A 20,652-nucleotide genomic window follows, 5' to 3' on the forward strand; every position below is an offset into this window, starting at 1 on the left:
AATGTCGGATAATCAAACGATTTTGATTGTAGATGATGAGGAACGCATTCGCCGCTTGCTCCGCATGTATTTGGAAAAAGAAGGATATGCGATTGAAGAGGCGGAAGACGGAGAGACCGCTTTGAAAAAGGCCATCGATAAGGATTATGAATTGATTCTGCTTGATGTCATGCTTCCGGGCATTGACGGAACGGAAGTTTGCGCAAGACTGCGCACTCACAAATCGACTCCGATCATTATGCTTACGGCTAAAGGAGAAGAAGTGAATCGAGTCCAGGGTTTTGAAGCCGGGGCAGATGATTATGTCGTTAAGCCTTTCAGCCCTAGAGAAGTGATTTACCGTGTTCGGGCGATCTTAAGACGTTCGTCTGCGACGGCTTACCTTTCTAAGGAAGGAAGAGCCAGCAATAACATTGTGTTCCCTCATCTCATCATTGAGCACGACGCGCATCGTGTTACCGCCGGAGGGGTAGAAATCAGCTTAACTCCAAAGGAGTATGAGCTTCTGCATTATTTGGCTGTATCGCCGGATAAAGTTTTCTCGCGTGAAGAGCTTCTAAAAGATGTTTGGAACTATGAGTTTTTCGGCGATCTTCGCACGGTCGACACCCACGTGAAAAGACTACGTGAAAAGCTGAATCGCGTTTCTCCGGAAGCTGCGGCGATGATTACGACCGTATGGGGTGTAGGGTACAAGCTCGAGGTGGCTAAGTGAAAATGCTTTGGAGAAGCATTGTAGGTAAGCTGTGGATGACGATCAATGTCATGGTGGCGGTCGTCCTGATGATCCTCGGCTTATTCCTGCTGGAATATATCGATATTGCTTTTACGAATGCCGGTGATGTAAAGCGACTGTTTATCTATATTTGCATTATCGGTTTTCTGCTTACTACTTTTTTTGCTTTTTTCTTATCGACCAAAATTACGCAGCCCCTGATCGAATTGAAAAAAGCGGCGAATAAGATTACGGAAGGCGACTATGAAACGCGCGTACTGATCCGGTCAAGGGATGAGCTTGGAGATCTGGCGAATTCATTCAATCAAATGTCGGAACGATTGAAGCAAACGATTAAGGATCTCCGTCACGAAAAAGAGCATCTTGGTTCCATTCTGCGCAGTATGTCTGACGCGGTGATAACACTGGATGCAGACGGGGGGATTATGATGACGAATCCTCAGGGCGATCGCTTAGTACAAGAGTGGCGCAGCATCGCTTGGGACGATGAGGAAGGTCATACCCCTGAACCGCTGCGTGCGCTGTTTGAGAGTGTGCTGACGGAGAGCAGGGAAATGACCTCCAAGATTTATGTGCAGAATGATGTTTTTTCTGTCGTGATGACACCCTTATATTCGAATGAAGTCATCCGCGGTGCGGTTGCAGTGCTTCGGGATATCACCGAAGAGGAGAAACTGGATAAACTGCGTGAGGATTTTGTGGCGAACGTCTCTCATGAACTTCGGACTCCGCTTGCCATGCTGCAGGGATACAGCGAAGCACTGCTGGACGATATTGCAGGTTCTTATGAGGAGCGCAAGGAGCTTGCCCAGGTTATCAATGACGAATCGATGCGGATGGGGCGATTGGTGAAAAACCTGCTCGACTTGGCTCGTATGGAGACGGGGAACTTCGAAATGAGCTGCGAAACTGTTCATGTACAGGAAATCGTTGCGCGGACGGTACGCAAATTTTCCGTCTATGCGAAGGAACGAGGTATCGAGCTATCGGGCACAGCAGAGGATGATTTGCTGCTGGAATGCGCGGATGAGGATCGGCTGGAGCAGGTGCTGACGAATTTGGTAGATAATGCGCTTCGCCACACGCAAGAAGGAAAGCAAATCTTTGTCCGAGCAAGCCTTTCGGAGCTTCAGCAAGAAAAAGCTGTGCTCATTGAGGTGGAGGATCAAGGGGCTGGAATTCCAAAAGAGGATTTGGCCTACATCTTCGAGCGATTCTATAAGGCGGATAAAGCAAGAACGAGAGGCAAGAACAGTGGAACCGGTTTAGGATTGGCTATTGTCAAAAACATTATTGATTCGCATGACGGTCAAATTCAAGTCCAGAGCACTACAGGAGAAGGTACGACATTTTCTATCACGATTCCGTGTCGTTCCCGAAAAAGAGAGAAGGCGAAAACTTAAGTTTTCGCCTTTTTTGATGAAAAAGAGAAGGAAATCTTGTTCTCCGTGGAACAATTAACCAGTTATGCCGGAGAAAATCATTCGAAACGCGACGACGACGAAGGTCACTCGAAGAACCCACAGCAGTACCTCGCTGCTCATTTTCATCGTAATCCAGGCTCCTGTCTTTCCCCCCAACCAAGCGCCAGGCGCAAGCAGTAGTGCTGCGATCAGGTGAATGTTGCCTTGTACCCAATGCGCAGTGCTGCCCATAAGAGAGGATAAGAAAATGACAAACATGGAAGTCGCCGTTGCAACATGGGGAGGATAACCAAATAGGAGCACCATCGCAGGAACGAATAAGGATCCTCCCCCAATACCGAACAAACCGGATACGAACCCTACAAAGAAACCCACGATGAGAGCCGAAACCCTTCCGTAACCATATTCATAAGTCGTTCCCTTTTGGTCTGTGAATGTGCGGCGAATTCCCCATTGGATATTTAAGGGCTTCATATAGGCTCTAGCAATGAGCAGAATGGCCATTAATAGCATGAATATACCGAAGGCGAGTTCAAAGGTATCGGGGTTAAATAAGTCGGTCAGAGAAGCACCAACGATCGTGGCCGGACCGCTCGCCGCGAAGAATAGCCAGGCAGACTTCATATCGATCCGCTTTTGTTTGTGATAGCTGACAGACGAAGCTAGTGCCGTAACGATCAACACCGTTAAAGATGTACCTACCGCGACGGAAGTGCTGATGCTTTCACCAAGCATATATTCGCCAAAATAGATCAGCATTGGAACGATAATGATGCCTCCGCCTAGACCTACGATGCTTCCAAATACGGCAGAAACAAAGCCGGTCAACAGCAGCAGTACATAGGACAAAGCCGACACCTCCGTTTCATAGTAGTAAGTATATGTAAGAGCGGGCTGTCATCATACGCGATTGCACAAGAGAAAGGAGCAGATGAACATCATCCACTCCTTGTCCGCTCGCATCGTTTATTACAGGATCACTTCTTTGACCGTTTTCATTTCCGGTAAAGCGCTAAGCTCGTCCAATACTTCCTTAGGAACGTGCTTGTCCACATTGAGTGCCATAATGGCGGCCCCGCCAATAATTTTACGACCGACCTGCATGGTCGCGATATTGACATCGTTGTTGCCGAGCACCGTACCAAGACGGCCGATCATACCAGGCTTATCGTTATGGGAAACGAGAATCAATGTGCCGCTTGGCTCGATATCGACGGGATATTTGTCAATCGCGACAATTCTGGCACCGTACCCATTGAGCAGTGTACCGGCAATCGAGCGTTCTTCTTTATTCGTTTTGAGTGTTAAAGTAATCAGGTTCGTAAAGCCTTTTGTCGCCGAGGATTTCTGTCTAACGATATGAACATCTCTCGATTTCGCCAAATGGTTTGCATTGACGAGATTGACATCCGAACCGAGATGGTAGGATAATACACCTTTTAAAATGTAGCGAACCAGTGTGGATGTGTCCACATCGGTTAGTTCACCGGAGAAATTAATTTGAATTTCCTGCAGTGCGCCTTCAGTAATTTGTGCTAAGAAGCTTCCCATTTTCTCGCTGACGACAAAGTAAGGCTGAAGCTTTTTAAGCACGTCTCCAGGTACAGCAGGCATGTTGACCGCATTCTTAAACGGTTCGTTCCGTAAAATATGCAGAAGCTGCTCGGATACGTCAATGGCCACATTTTCTTGAGCCTCTACTGTGGAAGCCCCCAGATGCGGTGTCACGATGACTTTCGGATGATTTAAGAATGGATGCTCTGACGTAGGCGGTTCTTCTTCAAAAACGTCGAATGCTGCTCCAGCAACGACGCCTGCATTGATCGCGTCCATTAGGGCGTTCTCATCGACAATACCGCCGCGAGCGCAGTTAATGATGCGAGCACCTTTCTTCATTTTGGCAAATTGTTCTTTGCCAATCATATGTCTCGTTTCATTGGTCAGCGGTGTATGGACCGTGATGAAATCTGCTTGTGTCACAATATCGTCTACACTGCCTGCTTTCACACCAAGCTTTTCTGCTCTTTCTTCTGTCATAAAAGGATCATAACCGATCACTTCCATGCCGAACGCTTTCGCACGCTGTGCAACCTCGCTGCCGATTCGGCCCATTCCAACGATACCAAGCACTTTGTTCCGCAGCTCGACGCCGAGGAACGATTTGCGGTCCCATTCGCCGCCGACGGTTTTCTTATAAGCTTGTGGAATGTTGCGGGCTAAGGACATCAGCATCGCAAAAGTATGCTCGCATGTCGAGATCGTGTTGCCGTCTGGAGCGTTAATAACGACAATGCCTCGTTCTGTTGCGGCTTCCAGGTCGATATTATCTACACCGACACCAGCCCGTCCAACAGCTTTCAGTTTCGTGCCGGCTTCCATGACACGACGGGTTACTTTCGTTTGGCTTCTTACGAGCAATGCATCGTATTCGCCAATGATGGCACACAGTTCATCTTCGCTCAGTCCTGTTTGTTTGTCTACCTGGACATCCGAAGCGTCATGCAGCAGCTGGATTCCCTGATCGCTGATAGGATCCGAGATAAGTACTTTAAACATGATGGTTTCCTCCTCAAATGATTGTCTATTTTAATGAAAATAGCACACATTCCAAAAAAACTCCCAATCCTCATACGTCAAATATACGTAAGGGACGAGAGTTTTCACTTCGTGGTGCCACCCTAGTTTACACCGTGCTGTAAGCACGATGCCTCCATGGTCAGTAGACCCAATGATAACGGTATTAAACCGTCTGCGCCTAATGAAAGGTTCAGCGCAACAACTCCGGAGTGCTCCGCATTTTTGAAACACCGGTTCACACCGACCACCGGCTCTCTGCAGTTCGCCAAATGCTTGGCTCCTTCACTGTCTTATGATCTCATTATTTGTTAAAATGTAACACGTTCTGATATGTTATGTCAATATCCGAATCGTGATTTCAATCCGCTGAGGTAAATAAAGGAATATCAACGAAAAGCTCGTCCTTAAACAGCCTAGCTTTGTTCGCTTTAAAATCGCCTGCTCGTACGGATCTTGTATTTTCGACCATCGTGATAGCCTGTGAGACGTTACTCCAATGAAATGCTTCTGCCCCTTGAGTCGATAAGAGCAGATCGATTTGAGCCGTCACATCATGAACTGCATAAGCCTTATACATTTGGTGCTCTTTCATATATACGGCAATGTATGCATTTTTGTAGTTGAAGGCGAGCTTGTTCCATTCCTCGATCGTCAGATTTTGCTTGTTCATCAAGTCAATATCCTCGATTCGATACTCATACCTCTCGTGCCATTTTGTGATGGCTTCGTAAAACGATGCCTCCGCGTTCAAGGCCGATCGTTGTGCTTCCATCAAAGCCTGATTTGCATGAATCGTATCTGCTGGGGCTTTGCCTTCCCATTTCAGTTTCATTAATTCATCCATCGCTGAAGTAAACTGCTGCAAGCTTTTCATATAAAGCTCCTGAGACGAAATGAGCAGCGGGGAGGAGGGGGAAGCGGTCAATTGTTTCAGCTTCGCGTATGTATTTTGTGATTCTCCTTTGACGCTTTTCAGTGCAGCAGTGATATCTTCTGCCTTACTGTTTTGATCCAATTGCTCCAATTCATCAAACCATTTATTTTGAAATTCTCGGTATGGTTCGTATACCATGTGATAAAATGAAATGAACTGCTGTTGGTCATACGCGTTTAAAGAACTGGCAGCAGCAGCACCCGAGTCCTGTTTTTCTTCGAGCATGAGCTCATATTTTTGTTCCGTTTTATCTTTCCCCATTTGCAATCCGAAGAAAAAGGCTCCAATAATACAGAAGAACATAAAAATAAAAACCAGCACCAATACGTAGTCTGACATTGACAATCGTTTTTCCATAGCTGAATCTCCTCCTGTATATTGTTATCGACAAATTTCTTCTTTATTTTTATGGCTATTTTCAAACTTGAAGGAAAAAGGGCAGGAACACAGCGAAATGATAAGAATTGAGGTTACGAACATGAAGAAATTTAAAATACGTGTTAGGCAAGTGAATATCGATCAAATTGACGACCGGCTGCTGATCATTAATTTGTATTTTACGCAGTGCATTACATTAATCACCGCCTTCGTCATCTTATTGTTTCAAAGGCGCTATGCGTGGAATTTGCTTGATCTTCCAGAGAGCCTGCAATTTTTATGGTGGGGTGCTTTGTTCGCTGCAGCTGTCGTGACGGCTGATTTGCTGATCTCTAAGCTGGTACCGGAGGAGCTCACCGATGATGGCGGCATTAATGAAAAGCTGTTTGCCAAAAGACCGCTTTGGCATATTTTGTTGATCTGTATGGTCGTCGCCGTATGTGAGGAGCTTTTGTTTCGGGGAGCCATTCAACATGTATGGGGACCTTACTGGACGAGTATTTTGTTTGCGGCTATCCATATCAGATATCTAAGACATTGGCTGCTCACAGGGCTTGTGTTTGGAATCAGCTATGGTTTAGGATGGATATATGATGAAACAGGGACGTTATGGACCCCGATCGCGGCTCACTTCTTTATTGATTTTGTTATGGGGTGCTTTATTCGATTTGGAGGGAACAAAGGTGAGGAGCAATCCAGTTAAGGACGATAATGAAAGAGAAGAGAAAGCAGCGGATTCGCTGCCTCCGAGAAGTGCTGTTCATCCATCCCAAAAGGGAAGATGGGTCAAAATATATTACTCCGTATTGTTGTTTATTTTTATTTTATTGACCGTTTCTTTAATGCTGTGGGGTAATCAATTGCTGAAATGATTGCTTTTTTATTTGCTTTTGGTTTCATTTTCGGGCATGGCTTGGATAGTTGACGGGTCTACAAAGCCATATCCTTCTTCCTCGAGACGAGTTAATAAAGGATCCAGCGCTTCAACAGTCCAAGGCAGCTCATGCATCAAAATATTGGAACCAGGTCGCAGCTGGTCCATGACATTTTGAATGACCGCCTCAGGTGTCTGGGAGCTTGCATCCCAATCTAACGAACCGTTTGACCAGTTCATGTATATCATTTGTTCCTCTTGAACTTTTTTCGTCACGTGGTCGTTGCGGGAACCGTTCGGTGCTCTGAAAAATCTAGGCGCTTTGCCAATGATGTCCTTCACCAGTGTTTGGACATCATCGATCTGCTGATCGATGACTTCGCTTGATTCCTTGCTAAGTACAATGTGATCCCAAGAGTGGTTTCCTACTTCGTGACCGCGTGAATAAATCAGCTCCAGAAGCTCTGGATTTTGCTCTACTCGGTACCCATTCACAAAAAATATCGCCTTCGCATCGTGCCGGTCCAAAATATCCAACATTTGTCCTACCATTTGTTCATCTTTTGGACCGTCATCAAAAGTCAGGAGGACGACCTTTTCGTTGATTTCCTCCGATACTGGCTTCACGTCGAAAATCTCGTTAATGTAGTACTGCATTGTGACTCCAGAGTCTTCCACTTCCGACTCCGCAGACTGAGCTGGCTCATGAACCGAATCAGCGGCATTTTCTGCTTCGGATGCGTCAGGTGTTACGGCTTCTTGTGATTGCTCCGACTGATTTGGTTCCTGTTTCGGTTCGGTTGAAGTTGGTTCGTTGGTTCCGTTTCCGCATGCAGCAAGCCATGCTAAAGACATGGTGATGACCGCAGCAAACATCCATTTTTTCATCTGCAATGTACTCCTCACGTAGGTAAAATGAGCATACCAAAACTGTCCAACATCCTTGGAATATAGAATGGCTATACTATTGTACATGTAAAAAGGCTTCCGGCAACAGAGGTAATTTTCTGAAAAAATGGGGATGCCGCATTCTTTTCCTAATTTTATTTGTTATGGTTTCCGCTATTTCTGCACAACATAGCTTTGCGGGATAACACATCAAAAGGAGGGTAACCTTCATGAGGATGGGCACATTTTTATTAGGCGGTATCGCAGGTGCGGCAGCGGTTATGTATTTATCTAAGCGCAATTTTTCCGTTATGGCAGTGATGCCGCAGTTGACGCAAGGCCTCAAAAATACGATGCAAAGCTCCCGTGACATTGGCGGCAGCACATCCAAAAGCAGTGGCAGCGGCACGGATTCGGCAGCAGATTTAGACAAAGTAGCGGAAATGGCCTCAAAAGACCCTTCCGTTATGGGCGAAGTGAATAAAATTATGGAAGAGAACGGACAAAACAGTGTAAAGCATTAGTTTTTTTAAAGTCTTGAAGAGGACCATTCTTATTCGCAGATCATGCGGAAAGAATGGTCGTTTTTTCATATATATAATAATGGCGATTGATGTACATATTCCCTTCTGGAAAAAGGCCGGAAGCCGTCACGATTTTTCTCATTTTACTAGTGCATTTCAACGAAAATAATGATAACATGATTAGAGACTAGCATATTCACTCACCGATGGAATGTTTTCAACATAATTTAATATAACAGATGCAGCAAGGGAGGATCCTTCTATGAAAATAGAACGTTTGAGTCAAGATAAAATAAGGATTTTCCTTACGTTCGAGGATCTCACAGAGAGAGGCATACAGAAGGATGACATGTGGAAGGAAATTCCTAAAGTTCACGATTTATTCAGTGAAATGATGGATCAAGCATATACAGAATTAGGCTTTGATGCAACTGGGCCTCTCGCGGTGGAGGTTTTCTCGCTGCCAGCTCAAGGGATGGTTGTGATCGTCACGAAAGGCAAAGGCAGACACGCAAATGATGAAGATGATCTTGACGACGATGATGATGTGTACGAGATGGAAGTTACGCTTGACCAAAGTGAAAGCATCACCTTTGTATTTCAGGATTTTGAGAATGTCATTCAAGCAGCCAAATCTGTCCAGCGCCATGTCGTTGATGCGGGAAGTCTGTATGCCTTTAACGATCGTTGGTTCCTGCAATTTGATCCGAAAACAATGGATGAGGAGCCGCTTAAATCCGTGATTGCGATCTTATCTGAGTTTGGAGAATCGTCAGCAGTGACTACAGCAGTTTTAGAGGAGTATGGGAAGGTCGTCATGGCTGAGCATGCTGTACGTCGCATTTGTGATCATTTTTAACCGCACTGAATTTAAAAGTTTACATGGCCTGAAGAGGTTTTCTCATACAAGTTGAACAGCGTAAAACGGATGATCCAAGCACCGAAAGGTGCTTTTTTCCTTGGTATCGCGCTAAGGGTGCTTGATCATCGATTTTTCTTATGAAAGCCATCGATTTGGTAATTCACTTGGTTTTACTAGGGGGAGGTGTGTCGTTGACGTTCATATCCTTGTTTAGTGCGGCGTCAGCGCCAGGCATCGCTCTCTTGACTTATTTTTATTTGAAGGATAAGTATGTAACAGAGCCGCTTCATATCGTTTTGAAGCTGTTTCTCTACGGTATTTTACTGGTTTTTCCGATCATGGTTTTACAACGTGGCCTCATGATCTGGCTCGGCGATAATGATATTGTTTTTTCGTTCCTCATTTCCGGGGGATTAGAAGAATCGCTCAAATGGTTTATTTTGTATGTGGCGATTTTTACACACTCTGTATTTGATGAGCCGTATGACGGTATTGTCTATGCGGTTTCGGTATCCATGGGATTTGCCACGTTAGAGAACATCATATATGCCTGGGCGTATAATGCAGATATGTCCATGCTGCTGCTGCGTGCCTTTCTTCCCGTATCCGGACACGCTTTGTTCGGAGTCGTTATGGGCTATTATTTAGGCAAAGCTAAGTTCGTGAAGGAGAAAAAGCAGAGATTTTTGGTGTATTCCGTGCTGTTTCCTGTTTTTTGGCATGGAGCGTTCGATTGGATCGTACTCAATGCAGAAGCGGTGTGGTCATGGTTTATCGTGTTATTTATGCTGGTTTTATGGCTGTATGGCATTCGAAAAGTCAACTTGGCCAATGCGAAGTCTCCATTTCGAACCGTTTTATTGGAAGATGAGATTGAAATGCGTTCAAAAAGTCAATAATGAAAGTGAAAAATGAATCTTTTTGAATTTTCATTATTGGAGGAAGTGCTTTTGATGGCGGGTACCAGAGTAAAGGTATCGATTCGATGCAATCGATGCGGGGAACGTTTCATTCTGCGGGCGAAAGAGGAGAAAGGCAGAATGCATACCGGCTTTAAGCGGTGTATTTGCGACAATGAGAGCGACTTTGAAATCGAACCGAAAGTATAATCATAGCTTCATGCATAAGACCCCTTTCGACAATCCACACTATCCTTAAAGGATGAAGGACGAAAGGGGTCTTTAAGGTGTATAAACGATTAAGCGCCATTATGTTTCCGATTACGGCAATCCTGCTGATCGGGGCCGTTTATTGGGGATACCAAGAGAACCAAGAGAAAAACTCGATATTAATTAAGGCTGAAAACTCATACCAAAGAGCTTTTCACAATTTATCGTACCATCTGGATCAGCTCCATAACGAGCTGGGGAATACGCTAGCGATCAGTACCAATTCAAAGGACTATCAACGCAGACAATTGGTGAATGTATGGCGGATTACAAGTGAAGCGCAAAGCGAAATTAGTCAGCTGCCGCTAAGTTTGCTGACATTCCACGAAACCGAAAAGTTTTTGGCGAATATTGCCGATTTTACGTATCATACGGCGGTAAGGGATTTCGAGAAGGAGCCTTTGTCCGAAAAAGAAATGAAAACACTCCAAACCCTATATAAGCATTCGGATGAAATTTCGAAAAACGTGCTGGATGTGCAGGACAAGGTTATCGAAAATCATCTGCGATGGATGGATGTAGAAGTTGCGGTCGCTCAAGAAGACTCCGTTAGAGACAACGCGATTATAGATGGTTTCAAATTAGTTGATCAAAAGGTTGGAGAATACGAGGATGTTGACTTCGGACCGTCATCTGCAGACACATACGAGACGCGATCGATTAAGCAGCTGTCAGGTAAAATGATGACGAAAGAGGAGATTTTACAAAAAGCGCAGCAAAATTTTGCGCTGCAGGGCTCCGATATCCAAGTCGTTCACAACGGGAAAGGAACAGAATTTCAATCTTACAGCGTAACCGCGCAAACTAAACGCGGACCCAGAATGCAGATGGATTACACGACGAAGGGCGGCCACCTCGTTTATTTCATAAAAGAGAGGGAAATTAAGAACAAGCAAATCGATCAGAATCAAGCGATACAATCAGCTAGTCAGTTTTTGAAGAAGAATATTGGTGGCGCCATGGAGCCGATCAGCTACGACGAATATGAAAACGTGGCTTCCATCACCTTCGCAACAAAGAAAAATAACGTCGTGATCTATCCAGAAAAATTGGTTGTTCGGGTTGCACTTGATAACGGAGAAGTTGCGGGCCTCAGTGCAGCCGATTATGTATACGAGAAGAAGGATCGGAAGTGGAGTCCGCCGAAGCTCTCGAAGCAGGAAGCCGCAAAGAGCTTAAGTGACGGATTTAAAGTCAGCGATTCCGGTTTAGCGCTGATCCAAGATGATTTCAAAAAAGAAGTCCTGGCATATCAATTCGTCGGTCGGTCGAATTCAACGTTCTATCGTGTATTTATTGATGCCAACACAGGAAACATCGTAAAAATTGAAAATTTACAGGAGACAAAAGTATAATGAAGCCGGATCGCCCTTCCTTAACGGAAGGGTTTTTATTTTTAAATTTGTGTCATCCATGAATGAAAAGTACGCGGCTGCAAGGGGGTCCCGGAAAGGTTACCACACCGACCCTATGCCTGTATGAAAATAGGTTTTGTATTGAAAGAACGCCGTCAGGCGTTATTTATGGAAAATAGTCCTTTTTCATAGGGCTGTGGTGCTATATAATAGGAAGTGGAGTTATACATAAAGAACTATAAGAGGTGGAAACAGCTGTGCTGCCAAACATCAATCAAGTGATTTCTATTCAAATCGCTTCCATTGACCCAGAAGAAGAAAACCGACATTATAAGACAAGAGTCGCTGACGTGAAGCAGGATACGCTGTACATCGAGGTTCCTTTGGACGAAAGGTCGGGGAAATGGAGAAGACTTCATACCGGTGAACAAATTTCGGTTCAATTCGTCGATTCCGATGGCATACATTATTTTTTTTCGACTACTGTGTTGGGGTCAACATCAGATCAAGTGAAATTATATAAAATCAGCAAGCCTCAGCCTGCTGATGTTTCGAAGAGTAACCGCAGAAACTTTTTACGGGTTCCTGCCAAGCTGGAGGTTGCTCTTAAAGCGACGGATGAAATCCGATTTACATGTATGACCGATGATGTAAGCGGTGGTGGCATTGCGGTATACTGCAGCAATACCTATCAGCTGCATTCCAATCAAGAAGTCTCGGGATGGATACTCATCCCGTATAAAAGCGGAGAAATTGAACATGCCCATTTTCAAGGTGAAATCGTTCGTACAAAGCCTTTGGAGAATCATATTCAGCTGGCAATGATTCAATTTACGGATATGCGGGATAAAGAAAGGCAAAAAATCATTCGTTACTGCTTCGAATTCCAGCTCTCCAATCGTAAAGAATAAGACAGCTGGGCGCAGTATAAAAAAGAGCACGAGTGTATAAACTACCCTTATCCTATGTTGAGGGTGGTTTTTTTATGAACCGCAGAGAGAGTTCGAACGAGGAGCAGGGACGTGCATTATCTTACGAAGACAAATTCCTGATTATATCAGATTTTGTCGAAAGATGGCTTGTCCGATTTGCTATTGTATTATTGCTGTGCATGGCTGTTGTGCAGGGACTATATCAATTCGACTCTATTAGACATGCCTTGGTTCAGGTAGAACAGCTTGAAGGGTCCCATTCTACACCGCAGTAAGGAATCTATACTTTTGCATACCCTTATCATCTATGGTATAATTCAATGCATTCTTGAGCTTTTCAAGTACATAGAGAACGTTTTCACGATCGCTTGACGGCGATCGTTCTGTATGAAAAAACGGTTTACTGATTTTTATTGATCTGACCGAGCTAAAACGATGATCGCTTACGAATGATTATGTTACGGAGTACGAAGGGAGGAGAATCCTTGCCCGATTCACTGATCAATATCGCAATAGATGGACCTGCAGGGGCAGGGAAGAGTACCGTTGCAAGACTCGCCGCCAGCAAGCTGCATATGATCTACATTGATACGGGAGCGATGTATCGAGCCGTGACATGGAAGGTGTTGTCTACGGGCCTCGCTGCCCATCAAATTGAGGAGATCGCACAGCTGGCAGAAACCACAGAAATTGCTTTGGAGCCGTCAGAAGATGGACAAAAAGTATTTGTGGATGGTGTGGAAGTGACGGAACAAATTAGGGAACCTTACATTAGTCAGAAAGTCTCGCATATTGCGAAAATCCCTTCCGTTCGAAACCGGCTCACATCACTGCAAAAGCAAATGGCCATTCATAAAGGTGTTATTATGGATGGCAGAGATATCGGTACGCACGTTCTTCCGGATGCGGAGCTTAAAATATATTTAACAGCTTCGGTGGAAGCAAGGGCCAAACGCCGTTATGAGGAATTAAAAGCGAAGAGCCATGAGGTTCCTTATGAGCAAATCGTCAAAGAAATCGCAGAGCGAGACCATACCGATGAAACGAGGGAAGTTTCCCCTCTCAGGCAAGCTGAAGATGCTGTAGTGTTGGACACAACAGGACTTCCTATTGAGGCGGTCGTACATCGGATCATTGCCCTGGCTGAAAGTCGGATGACTAGTGCGCAAGGATGAAATTTTTCGATCCATTTTACATGAATGGCAATTAACATTTCGGTATGTTAAACTAATTAAGGCGATTACCGAGACAAACTACAATACACAGGCTGATCTCTATCGTACAAAGCCGTGATGAAATGATGTATTTCGTTAGTAAATTCTATGCTTTTCTTGGTATGAGCATGGAGTTTAGTATAAATTATGCATGAGTTTCTCTGGTTCACCAGCAGTCGGTGTGGAGAGATTGAGGAGGTAAAGGACTATGACGGAAGAAATGAATGTGAATGCTTCCCAGGAAGTGCAAGATCAAATGGGAGATGTGAAAGCTGTAAGCAATGGAGACATTGTTACAGGGAAAGTTGTAAAAGTGGAAGATAACCAGGTTCTTGTAGAATTTGGTTATAAATATGACGGAATTATTCCGATTCGTGAATTATCCTCTGTTCATCTGGAAAAAGCGTCTGACGCCGTTCAGGAAGGTCAAGAGGTTACAGTTAAGGTGATCAGCCTGGACGATGAGCAAGAGAAATGCATTCTATCCAAACGAGCAGTGGACAGTGAAAAAGCATGGGATGTTCTGCAGCAGCGTTTGGAATCTGGTGAAGTATTCGAAGCCGTTGTGGCAGACGTAGTGAAGGGCGGACTTGTGGTTGATGTAGGCGTCCGCGGATTTATTCCTGCATCCATGGTTGAGCGTCATTTCGTTGAAGATTTCAGCGACTACAAAGGCCGCACACTTCGCTTGAAAGTGAAGGAATTAGATCGCGAAGCCAACAAAGTGATCCTTTCCCAAAAAGACGTTCTGGATGAGGAATTCGAAGCGAAGAAGAAGGAAATCATCTCCGGCTTGGAAGTAGGCCAAGAGCTGGAAGGTACCGTTCAACGTCTCACTCCATTCGGAGCGTTCGTCGATGTAGGCGGCGTGGATGGATTGGTTCATATTTCCGAGATGTCTTGGACGCATGTGGACCAGCCTTCTGATGTCGTGAAAGAAGGAGATCAGGTGAAGGTCAAAGTACTGAAGCTTGATCCAGCCAACGAAAGAATCAGCTTGAGCATGAAAGCTGTACTGCCTGGTCCTTGGGAACAAGCAGAAGGTAAGTTTGATAGCGGAGATGTAGTTGAAGGTACGGTTAAACGAATCGTTGATTTTGGTGCCTTCGTAGAAATCGCTCCTGGCGTAGAAGGTTTGGTTCATATTTCTCAAATCGCTCATCGCCATGTAACGACGCCTTTTGAAGTTCTGAAAGTGGGCCAAACGGTAAACGTAAAAATCTTGGACATCAATTTGGATGAAAAACGGATTTCTTTAAGCATTAAGGCTACCGAAGAAGCACCTGCAAAAGAAGAGCCTGAAAATAATGCATCCGAAAAGGAAATTCAAGAAAAAGTATCCAATTCTCAGGGATTGTCCTTGACGCTTGGCGAGCGCTTTGGCGATAAACTAAGCAAATTCAAATAAGCATAAGCTTTACGATCCAAAAGACTCTGCATTCGCAGAGTCTTTTTTATTTTACTGAGATTAAAAAAGCGATTTGTTTCAAAACCTATACCTTGTACAGAAGGCTCGGCCGATAATGGCATATCGCAAGCCCGCCGGGAAGGGACGATGAACAATTTGGATGCATATGTCACTTATATGTCGCTTATAGTGCTTCTTATCCTGCTGGCCACGGGCTGGAAGAAGGAGTTGTTTGGAGAAGCGGCTTCTCCATTATGGATCATCATCAGCATTTTTACATGGCTTCTCTTATCGGTAATGCAGTTGACGCTTGGCGATATTGTCATTGAACTGCAGCTGGTTGTGCCCTGGATTTGGTCACTCGTGCTGCTTAAGGTCCGCTGGAAGCATACGGAGCAGCTCATACAGCTTGTTGTGATTTCTCTGCTCATCGGATGCTTGCTGCTGCTTTATCAGCATGTGGTACGCCTGGAACCTAAACTGATTTTTATGAACTTGCTTTTGGATCGATTGATACTCACGGTTGTGACAATGCTCGTTTTCTCAAGGAAACGGTACGTGCATTTTATCCTGCTGACTTGGGGCCTTATTGCTTATGAAGCCGCTTCGTACGCTTTGAAAGCTTCAAGTGAAATGACGATCATGGGCGGCTACAGCTACTTCAGTATTTGGATGCCGGGCATCATCCTGGTATCAGCCGCAGGGGCGATTGTAGAACAGCTCCGAAAATGGACGGTCCTGCTTCAACATAAATTCGAAAAGAGAGAGTGATATGTGCGATGTTTGATTACATGTTCAGCGAAAGGTACACGTCGGCTGTCATTCTAGGTATTATATTTGGTCTTGTCGCCCGTCTATTCACGCTGCAAACCGATTACAGGCAGTATCCAACCTATCCACACGGCAGAATCATTCATATCTCGTTAGGAATTATTGCGGCTGCGTTGGGTGCGGTTGCGGTTCCGGCATTATTCGAGAAAGATTACACAGCTGTGACTTTTCTTACGCTGGCCGCACAGCAGTTTAGGGAAGTAAGGAATATGGAGCGGGAGACTCTTACAAAATTAGATGAAATGGAACTGGTACCGAAGGGGCCGGTATATATTGAAGGGATCGCTATGGTATTTGAAGGAAGAAATTATTTGGCGATTATGTCCGCTTTAGTTACCTCGCTGCTCACCGTCCTGTTCAATTTTTATATTGGCGTGTTCGGGGGGCTTCTATCGATCCTGCTTTCCAGGCTGTTTAAATCAGGTAAATCGCTGTCGGAAATTGCCGAGGTGGAAACGGCTGATGTTCGCGTGGACGGTTTTAATATTTATGTGGGTGATATTTATATCATGAATGTGGGTTTGAAGACGAGCCAAGAGGCAATTGCCAAGCACGGGATCGGGATTATTTATAAACCAAAAAATCAAAATGGTCGCGTCACCTTGTCTAATATGGGACAGCGTCAGGCGATTTTGCATGATATGTCGACCGTGCTGGGAGCTTACAGGGATTCCGGCGAGCCATCGCTTGTTCCGCTCGCTAAGCTGGACTTAAAGGACGGACGATTGGGTGTGCTGCTGCTCGTACAAAATGCAGATCTAGAGAAAGCTTTATCCAGTGCGAAACAAATTCCTTTGCTTGAAAGCGCGGTACGCATGCCTTCTGAGGCATAACGATGACATGGAGGTGAGCGTGTTGAGTGAAATATTAGCGGTGATCACGTTAAAGCACAATCCCACCGCCCAATCGGAATTCACCTTTTTCGCGAATGATGATCAAGAATTGCAGGATATTGCGTTTAAGCTGGAGAAAATATTGGATGCCTCTGCACATGATATCGGCAACGGAACAATGATCATTGTACAGCGTAAGTAAATTTTGCTATGATGTATTAATGAGTTTCTTGTGGGAGTGAAAAATATGGCAAAACCAGTAGTGGCCGTCGTGGGACGCCCCAACGTTGGAAAATCAACCATTTTCAATCGAATCATTGGTGATCGTTTGTCTATTGTGGAAGACAAGCCGGGCATCACCAGAGACCGTATTTACGGACAAGCGGAATGGAGAGATATTCCTTTTCATATTATTGATACAGGCGGTATCGAAATTAGCGATGAATACATTTTAAAATCGATACGAGCTCAGGCAGAATTAGCCATTGAGGAAGCAGATGTCATCGTTTTCATGGTAGATGGAAAAGCAGGGATCACGCCTTCGGACTCCGAAGTGGCCGAACTGCTGTTTAAATCGAGAAAACCAGTCGTTCTTGCGGTCAATAAAGTGGATAATATCAAGCGCATGGATGACATTTACGAATTTTACAGCTTAGGATTCGGTGATCCGATCGCGATTTCTGGAGCTCACGGCTTAGGGATAGGGGATCTGCTTGACGCCGTCGTTGAACATTTCCCTGAAATAACGGATGACGAATATGATGAGGATGTGATCCGGGTCGCTATCATCGGCAGGCCGAACGTAGGGAAATCATCGATGGTCAATGCACTGCTTGGAGAAGATCGGGTTATTGTCAGCGACCAGGCAGGGACGACTCGAGATGCTGTCGATACGCCTTTTGAGCGGGACGGGCAGCGCTATGTAATTATCGATACGGCAGGAATGCGCAAACGCGGCAAGGTGTATGAGAATGTTGAAAAATACAGCGTTCTTCGTGCAATGAAAGCGATTGAGAGAGCGGACGTCGTATTGGTGGTCATAAACGGTGAGGAAGGCATTATCGAACAGGATAAGCATATTGCCGGCTTTGCGCATGAAGCGGGGAAAGCGGCTATTTTCGTTGTGAACAAATGGGATGTAGTTGAGAAAGACGATAAAACACTGCATCAATTTAGTCAAAAAATAAGAGATCATTTTTTATTTATGACGTATGCACCGATTTTGTTCGTTTCCGCAAAAACAGGACAGCGGCTGCATAAGCTCCTGCCGCTTGTGAACGAAGTTGCAGAGCAGCATTCACTGCGGATTCCTACGCACGTACTGAATGATGTCGTTGCCGATGCGGTAGCGATTAATCCGCCGCCGCGCGATAAAGGAAGAAGATTGAAGATCAATTATGCGACTCAAATTGGTGTGAAACCGCCGACTTTTGTTTTCTTCGTGAACAGTCCTGAATTGATGCACTTCTCATATGAACGGTATTTGGAAAATAAGATCAGGGCTGCATTTCAGTTCAGTGGTACACCGATTCGTTTATGGATGAGAAGGAAATCAGATCAGGAATAGGGGAGAGAGAAATTGCAGACGGTTTGGCCAGTGATCGTCGGTTATTTACTTGGAGCGATCAGCTTCAGCTTTTTAATCGGCAAATGGTATAAAGGGATTGATATTCGCAAGCATGGCAGTGGGAACGCCGGGGCTACGAACACGCTGCGTGTTCTGGGGAAAGGCCCCGCGATCGCTGTTCTGGCGCTCGATATATTAAAAGGAGTTGCAGCGGTTCTGATCAGCTTTTGGATAGCACCCGATGAATCTTGGAGTCACGCGCTAACCGGGTTGGCTGTCATTGCAGGCCATAATTGGCCGGTCTATTTCGGTTTCCGTGGCGGAAAGGGCATTGCCACCACCATTGGGGTCGCGTTCACTTTATTTCCGCTGCCCGCATTGTGCGCAGGAATTTTAGCGATTGGCGCCATTTTCTTGACTAGCTTCGTATCGCTGGGTTCTTTGATTTTCACAGGACTTTTGCCTATCTTTTGTTTAGTTTTTACAGGTGTTGGGCCGAAGTTCTGGTTATGCATCGTCATTGGTATTCTCGCATACATAAGACATCGTTCAAATATCGTCAAGCTGGTTCAAGGACGTGAGAATAAGCTGGGTTCAAAAAGGGAGGAATCCCAATGAAAAAGGCTGCTGTATTGGTGGCGGGAAGCTGGGGAACGGCACTGGCATCCGTGCTGGCTGACAAGCAGTATGATGTGTGCTTATGGTCTAGAAATGAGCAGCAGGTGAAAGAAATTAATGAACAACATACGAATCAGCGGTACTTGCCGAATGCGACGTTGTCCAGTCTTATCCGTTCAACGACTTCGATGGAGGCAGCGGTAGTGGATGCCGAAATCATTGTCGTGGTGGCACCCTCGCATGCGATGAGGGATGTGATGAGACAGTGTGCGCCATATTACCGCGAAGGCACCTTAATTGTTCATGCGACGAAAGGCTTTGAACCGGAAACGTTAAATCGGATGAGTGAAATCATTCGAGAAGAGATTCCGTCATCAGCCAAACACCTTGCCGTATTGTCCGGTCCCAGCCATGCGGAGGAAGTCATACAGAAGCTGCCTACCACGGTGGTTGTAGCTTCCCATTACAAAGCCGCGGCAGAGAAGGCTCAAGACGCTTTCATTCATCCGTACTTCAGGGTATACACCAATCCTGATTTAGTTGGTGTAGAGGTAGGCGGCGCATTGAAGAATATCATCGCTTTGGCGACGGGGCTGGCGAATGGACTTGGCCTAGGTGACAACGCAAAGGCGGCTCTCATCACGAGAGGACTTGCTGAAATCGCTCGGCTTGGAACGGCCATGGGATCGAGCCCGCTCACGTTCTCCGGGTTGGCAGGTGTCGGTGATTTGGTCGTAACCTGTACTAGTCAGCACAGCCGTAATTGGCGGGCGGGATACATGCTCGGCCAAGGGGCAAAGCTCGATGAAGTACTTGAACGGATGGGCATGGTTGTCGAAGGTGTCAAAACAACGAAGGCGGCCCATTTCTTGACGAGGAAATACCAAGTCGAGATGCCGATTACCGAGCAGCTGTATGAGGTGTTGTTTAACGGGAAAGACTCGAAGATGGCTGTTGAAGATTTGATGGTGCGCGTAAAGACGCACGAAATGGAAGAAATTGTGGCGCCCCAATATGCTTCCTGGTTGGAATAGCCCAAACCAACTCCTTCCTCTTCTCATACGATAGTAAGAGATCAGAGTAAGGAGGAGGAACATGGTCGATAAAAACTTGCCGAAAGACGTATTAAATACCGTTAACAAAAAAACGGGTAAAAATGTATCGCCTTCTGATATTCATAAAATTGCGAGTGGCGTAAAACCTTCTACGATCCAAAGCGAGAAGCAGCTGCGGCAATTGATTAATCAAGTGTCCAATTTGGTGAATATACCGGTTTCTGAAGCAACGGTCAATGAAATCGTGAAGGCGGTTAAGAAAAGCGGCGCGAATCCGAACAATATGGAACAGCTCATGAAGATGATGATGGGCAAAAAATAAGATGATCCGGAGGATAACTCCGGATTTTTTATTATGGCTTTAGCCAGTTGAGTGCGTGAAACGCGCGAAACAGAAAACCACCCGCTATGCGGGTGGAGGGTTCTAGGGTTTGACCAACAAGACCATTCCGATAAAATTGAGATGTTCAGGC

Annotated in this window: 24 protein-coding genes and 1 other annotated feature; of the genes, 20 read left to right on the forward strand and 4 right to left on the reverse strand. The window is 45.4% G+C overall.

What is annotated here, in order from left to right; translation table 11 throughout:
• The first annotated feature begins 1 nt into the window (after nucleotide 1).
• Nucleotides 2-715 carry a response regulator transcription factor gene (locus ACFPXP_RS16845; protein ID WP_379895511.1) on the forward strand — a complete coding sequence of 238 codons (714 nt, stop codon included), beginning with the start codon at nucleotides 2-4 and terminating at the stop codon, nucleotides 713-715.
• A gap of 2 nt (nucleotides 716-717) precedes the next feature.
• Nucleotides 718-2,139 carry a sensor histidine kinase gene (locus ACFPXP_RS16850; protein WP_379895512.1) on the forward strand — a complete coding sequence of 474 codons (1,422 nt, stop codon included), beginning with the start codon at nucleotides 718-720 and terminating at the stop codon, nucleotides 2,137-2,139.
• Nucleotides 2,140-2,193: 54 nt separating this feature from the next.
• Here ACFPXP_RS16850 and ACFPXP_RS16855 read toward each other — a convergent pair whose 3' ends face one another.
• From ACFPXP_RS16855 to ACFPXP_RS16865, 3 genes are all read right to left on the reverse strand, one after another.
• On the reverse strand, nucleotides 2,194-3,009 hold the full coding sequence (locus ACFPXP_RS16855; protein WP_379895514.1) for a sulfite exporter TauE/SafE family protein: 816 nt from the start codon (nucleotides 3,007-3,009) through the stop codon (nucleotides 2,194-2,196).
• A 120-nt stretch (nucleotides 3,010-3,129) separates the two neighbouring features.
• On the reverse strand, nucleotides 3,130-4,716 hold the full coding sequence (gene serA, locus ACFPXP_RS16860; protein WP_379895515.1) for a phosphoglycerate dehydrogenase: 1,587 nt from the start codon (nucleotides 4,714-4,716) through the stop codon (nucleotides 3,130-3,132).
• Nucleotides 4,717-4,803: 87 nt separating this feature from the next.
• Nucleotides 4,804-5,032 (reverse strand) — a binding site (T-box leader).
• Nucleotides 5,033-5,095: 63 nt separating this feature from the next.
• On the reverse strand, nucleotides 5,096-6,028 hold the full coding sequence (locus ACFPXP_RS16865; RefSeq protein ID WP_379895516.1) for a hypothetical protein: 933 nt from the start codon (nucleotides 6,026-6,028) through the stop codon (nucleotides 5,096-5,098).
• 121 nt (nucleotides 6,029-6,149) lie between these two features.
• On the opposite strand from ACFPXP_RS16865, the gene ACFPXP_RS16870 reads away from it, so the two are divergent.
• Both ACFPXP_RS16870 and ACFPXP_RS16875 read left to right on the forward strand, forming a co-directional pair.
• Complete coding sequence (locus ACFPXP_RS16870) at nucleotides 6,150-6,752, forward strand: CPBP family intramembrane glutamic endopeptidase (protein WP_379895518.1); 603 nt, start codon at nucleotides 6,150-6,152, stop codon at nucleotides 6,750-6,752.
• A complete protein-coding gene (locus ACFPXP_RS16875) occupies nucleotides 6,733-6,921 on the forward strand; it encodes a hypothetical protein (RefSeq protein WP_379895519.1) in 189 nt (62 codons plus the stop codon). Before ACFPXP_RS16870 ends, ACFPXP_RS16875 begins: the two co-directional genes overlap by 20 nt.
• An 8-nt stretch (nucleotides 6,922-6,929) precedes the next feature.
• Here the strand turns inward: ACFPXP_RS16875 and ACFPXP_RS16880 are convergent, their stop codons facing one another.
• Nucleotides 6,930-7,811, reverse strand: a complete 882-nt coding sequence (locus ACFPXP_RS16880; protein ID WP_379895520.1) for a polysaccharide deacetylase family protein — start codon at nucleotides 7,809-7,811, stop codon at nucleotides 6,930-6,932.
• Between the two features lie 230 nt (nucleotides 7,812-8,041).
• Here ACFPXP_RS16880 and ACFPXP_RS16885 point away from each other — a divergent pair, with 230 nt between their 5' ends.
• The 16 genes from ACFPXP_RS16885 to ACFPXP_RS16960 all read left to right on the forward strand — a co-directional run bounded on the left by ACFPXP_RS16885 (nucleotide 8,042) and on the right by ACFPXP_RS16960 (nucleotide 20,501).
• Nucleotides 8,042-8,335 (forward strand): hypothetical protein, encoded by a 294-nt coding sequence (locus ACFPXP_RS16885; RefSeq protein ID WP_379895521.1) that lies wholly within the window; start codon nucleotides 8,042-8,044, stop codon nucleotides 8,333-8,335.
• A gap of 262 nt (nucleotides 8,336-8,597) precedes the next feature.
• On the forward strand, nucleotides 8,598-9,194 hold the full coding sequence (locus tag ACFPXP_RS16890; protein ID WP_379895522.1) for a genetic competence negative regulator: 597 nt from the start codon (nucleotides 8,598-8,600) through the stop codon (nucleotides 9,192-9,194).
• Between the two features lie 188 nt (nucleotides 9,195-9,382).
• Nucleotides 9,383-10,096: a glutamic-type intramembrane protease PrsW gene (gene prsW, locus ACFPXP_RS16895; RefSeq protein WP_379895523.1), complete on the forward strand. Its 714-nt coding sequence runs from the start codon at nucleotides 9,383-9,385 to the stop codon at nucleotides 10,094-10,096.
• A 54-nt stretch (nucleotides 10,097-10,150) separates the two neighbouring features.
• Entirely contained in the window at nucleotides 10,151-10,306 is a 156-nt protein-coding gene (locus ACFPXP_RS16900) for a hypothetical protein (protein WP_379895524.1), read from the forward strand.
• Between the two features lie 77 nt (nucleotides 10,307-10,383).
• Nucleotides 10,384-11,721, forward strand: a complete 1,338-nt coding sequence (gene ypeB, locus ACFPXP_RS16905; protein WP_379895525.1) for a germination protein YpeB — start codon at nucleotides 10,384-10,386, stop codon at nucleotides 11,719-11,721.
• A 257-nt stretch (nucleotides 11,722-11,978) separates the two neighbouring features.
• On the forward strand, nucleotides 11,979-12,632 hold the full coding sequence (locus ACFPXP_RS16910) for a flagellar brake protein (protein WP_379895526.1): 654 nt from the start codon (nucleotides 11,979-11,981) through the stop codon (nucleotides 12,630-12,632).
• Nucleotides 12,633-12,706: 74 nt separating this feature from the next.
• On the forward strand, nucleotides 12,707-12,928 hold the full coding sequence (locus ACFPXP_RS16915) for a hypothetical protein (protein ID WP_379895527.1): 222 nt from the start codon (nucleotides 12,707-12,709) through the stop codon (nucleotides 12,926-12,928).
• Between the two features lie 210 nt (nucleotides 12,929-13,138).
• A complete protein-coding gene (cmk, locus tag ACFPXP_RS16920; protein WP_379895528.1) occupies nucleotides 13,139-13,828 on the forward strand; it encodes a (d)CMP kinase in 690 nt (229 codons plus the stop codon).
• A 247-nt stretch (nucleotides 13,829-14,075) separates the two neighbouring features.
• Nucleotides 14,076-15,275 carry a 30S ribosomal protein S1 gene (gene rpsA, locus ACFPXP_RS16925; RefSeq protein WP_379895529.1) on the forward strand — a complete coding sequence of 400 codons (1,200 nt, stop codon included), beginning with the start codon at nucleotides 14,076-14,078 and terminating at the stop codon, nucleotides 15,273-15,275.
• Between the two features lie 147 nt (nucleotides 15,276-15,422).
• Entirely contained in the window at nucleotides 15,423-16,046 is a 624-nt protein-coding gene (locus ACFPXP_RS16930; RefSeq protein WP_379895530.1) for a hypothetical protein, read from the forward strand.
• Between the two features lie 8 nt (nucleotides 16,047-16,054).
• Entirely contained in the window at nucleotides 16,055-16,939 is an 885-nt protein-coding gene (locus ACFPXP_RS16935) for a YIEGIA family protein (RefSeq protein WP_379895531.1), read from the forward strand.
• 19 nt (nucleotides 16,940-16,958) lie between these two features.
• A complete protein-coding gene (locus ACFPXP_RS16940; protein WP_379895533.1) occupies nucleotides 16,959-17,141 on the forward strand; it encodes a capping complex subunit for YIEGIA in 183 nt (60 codons plus the stop codon).
• Between the two features lie 45 nt (nucleotides 17,142-17,186).
• On the forward strand, nucleotides 17,187-18,506 hold the full coding sequence (der, locus tag ACFPXP_RS16945) for a ribosome biogenesis GTPase Der (RefSeq protein ID WP_379895534.1): 1,320 nt from the start codon (nucleotides 17,187-17,189) through the stop codon (nucleotides 18,504-18,506).
• A gap of 12 nt (nucleotides 18,507-18,518) precedes the next feature.
• The gene (gene plsY / locus ACFPXP_RS16950) at nucleotides 18,519-19,124 is read left to right on the forward strand and encodes a glycerol-3-phosphate 1-O-acyltransferase PlsY (RefSeq protein WP_379895535.1); all 606 of its coding nucleotides are present in this window, start codon (nucleotides 18,519-18,521) and stop codon (nucleotides 19,122-19,124) included.
• Nucleotides 19,121-20,158, forward strand: coding sequence for an NAD(P)H-dependent glycerol-3-phosphate dehydrogenase (locus ACFPXP_RS16955; RefSeq protein WP_379895536.1), 1,038 nt, complete (start codon nucleotides 19,121-19,123; stop codon nucleotides 20,156-20,158). The genes plsY and ACFPXP_RS16955 overlap by 4 nt, the downstream gene beginning before the upstream one ends.
• A gap of 61 nt (nucleotides 20,159-20,219) precedes the next feature.
• Nucleotides 20,220-20,501, forward strand: a complete 282-nt coding sequence (locus tag ACFPXP_RS16960; protein WP_379895537.1) for a stage VI sporulation protein F — start codon at nucleotides 20,220-20,222, stop codon at nucleotides 20,499-20,501.
• Nucleotides 20,502-20,652 lie beyond the last annotated feature (151 nt).

It is taken from the genome of Marinicrinis lubricantis, assembly GCF_042658665.1.
GTDB lineage: Bacteria > Bacillota > Bacilli > Paenibacillales > KCTC-33676 > Marinicrinis > Marinicrinis lubricantis.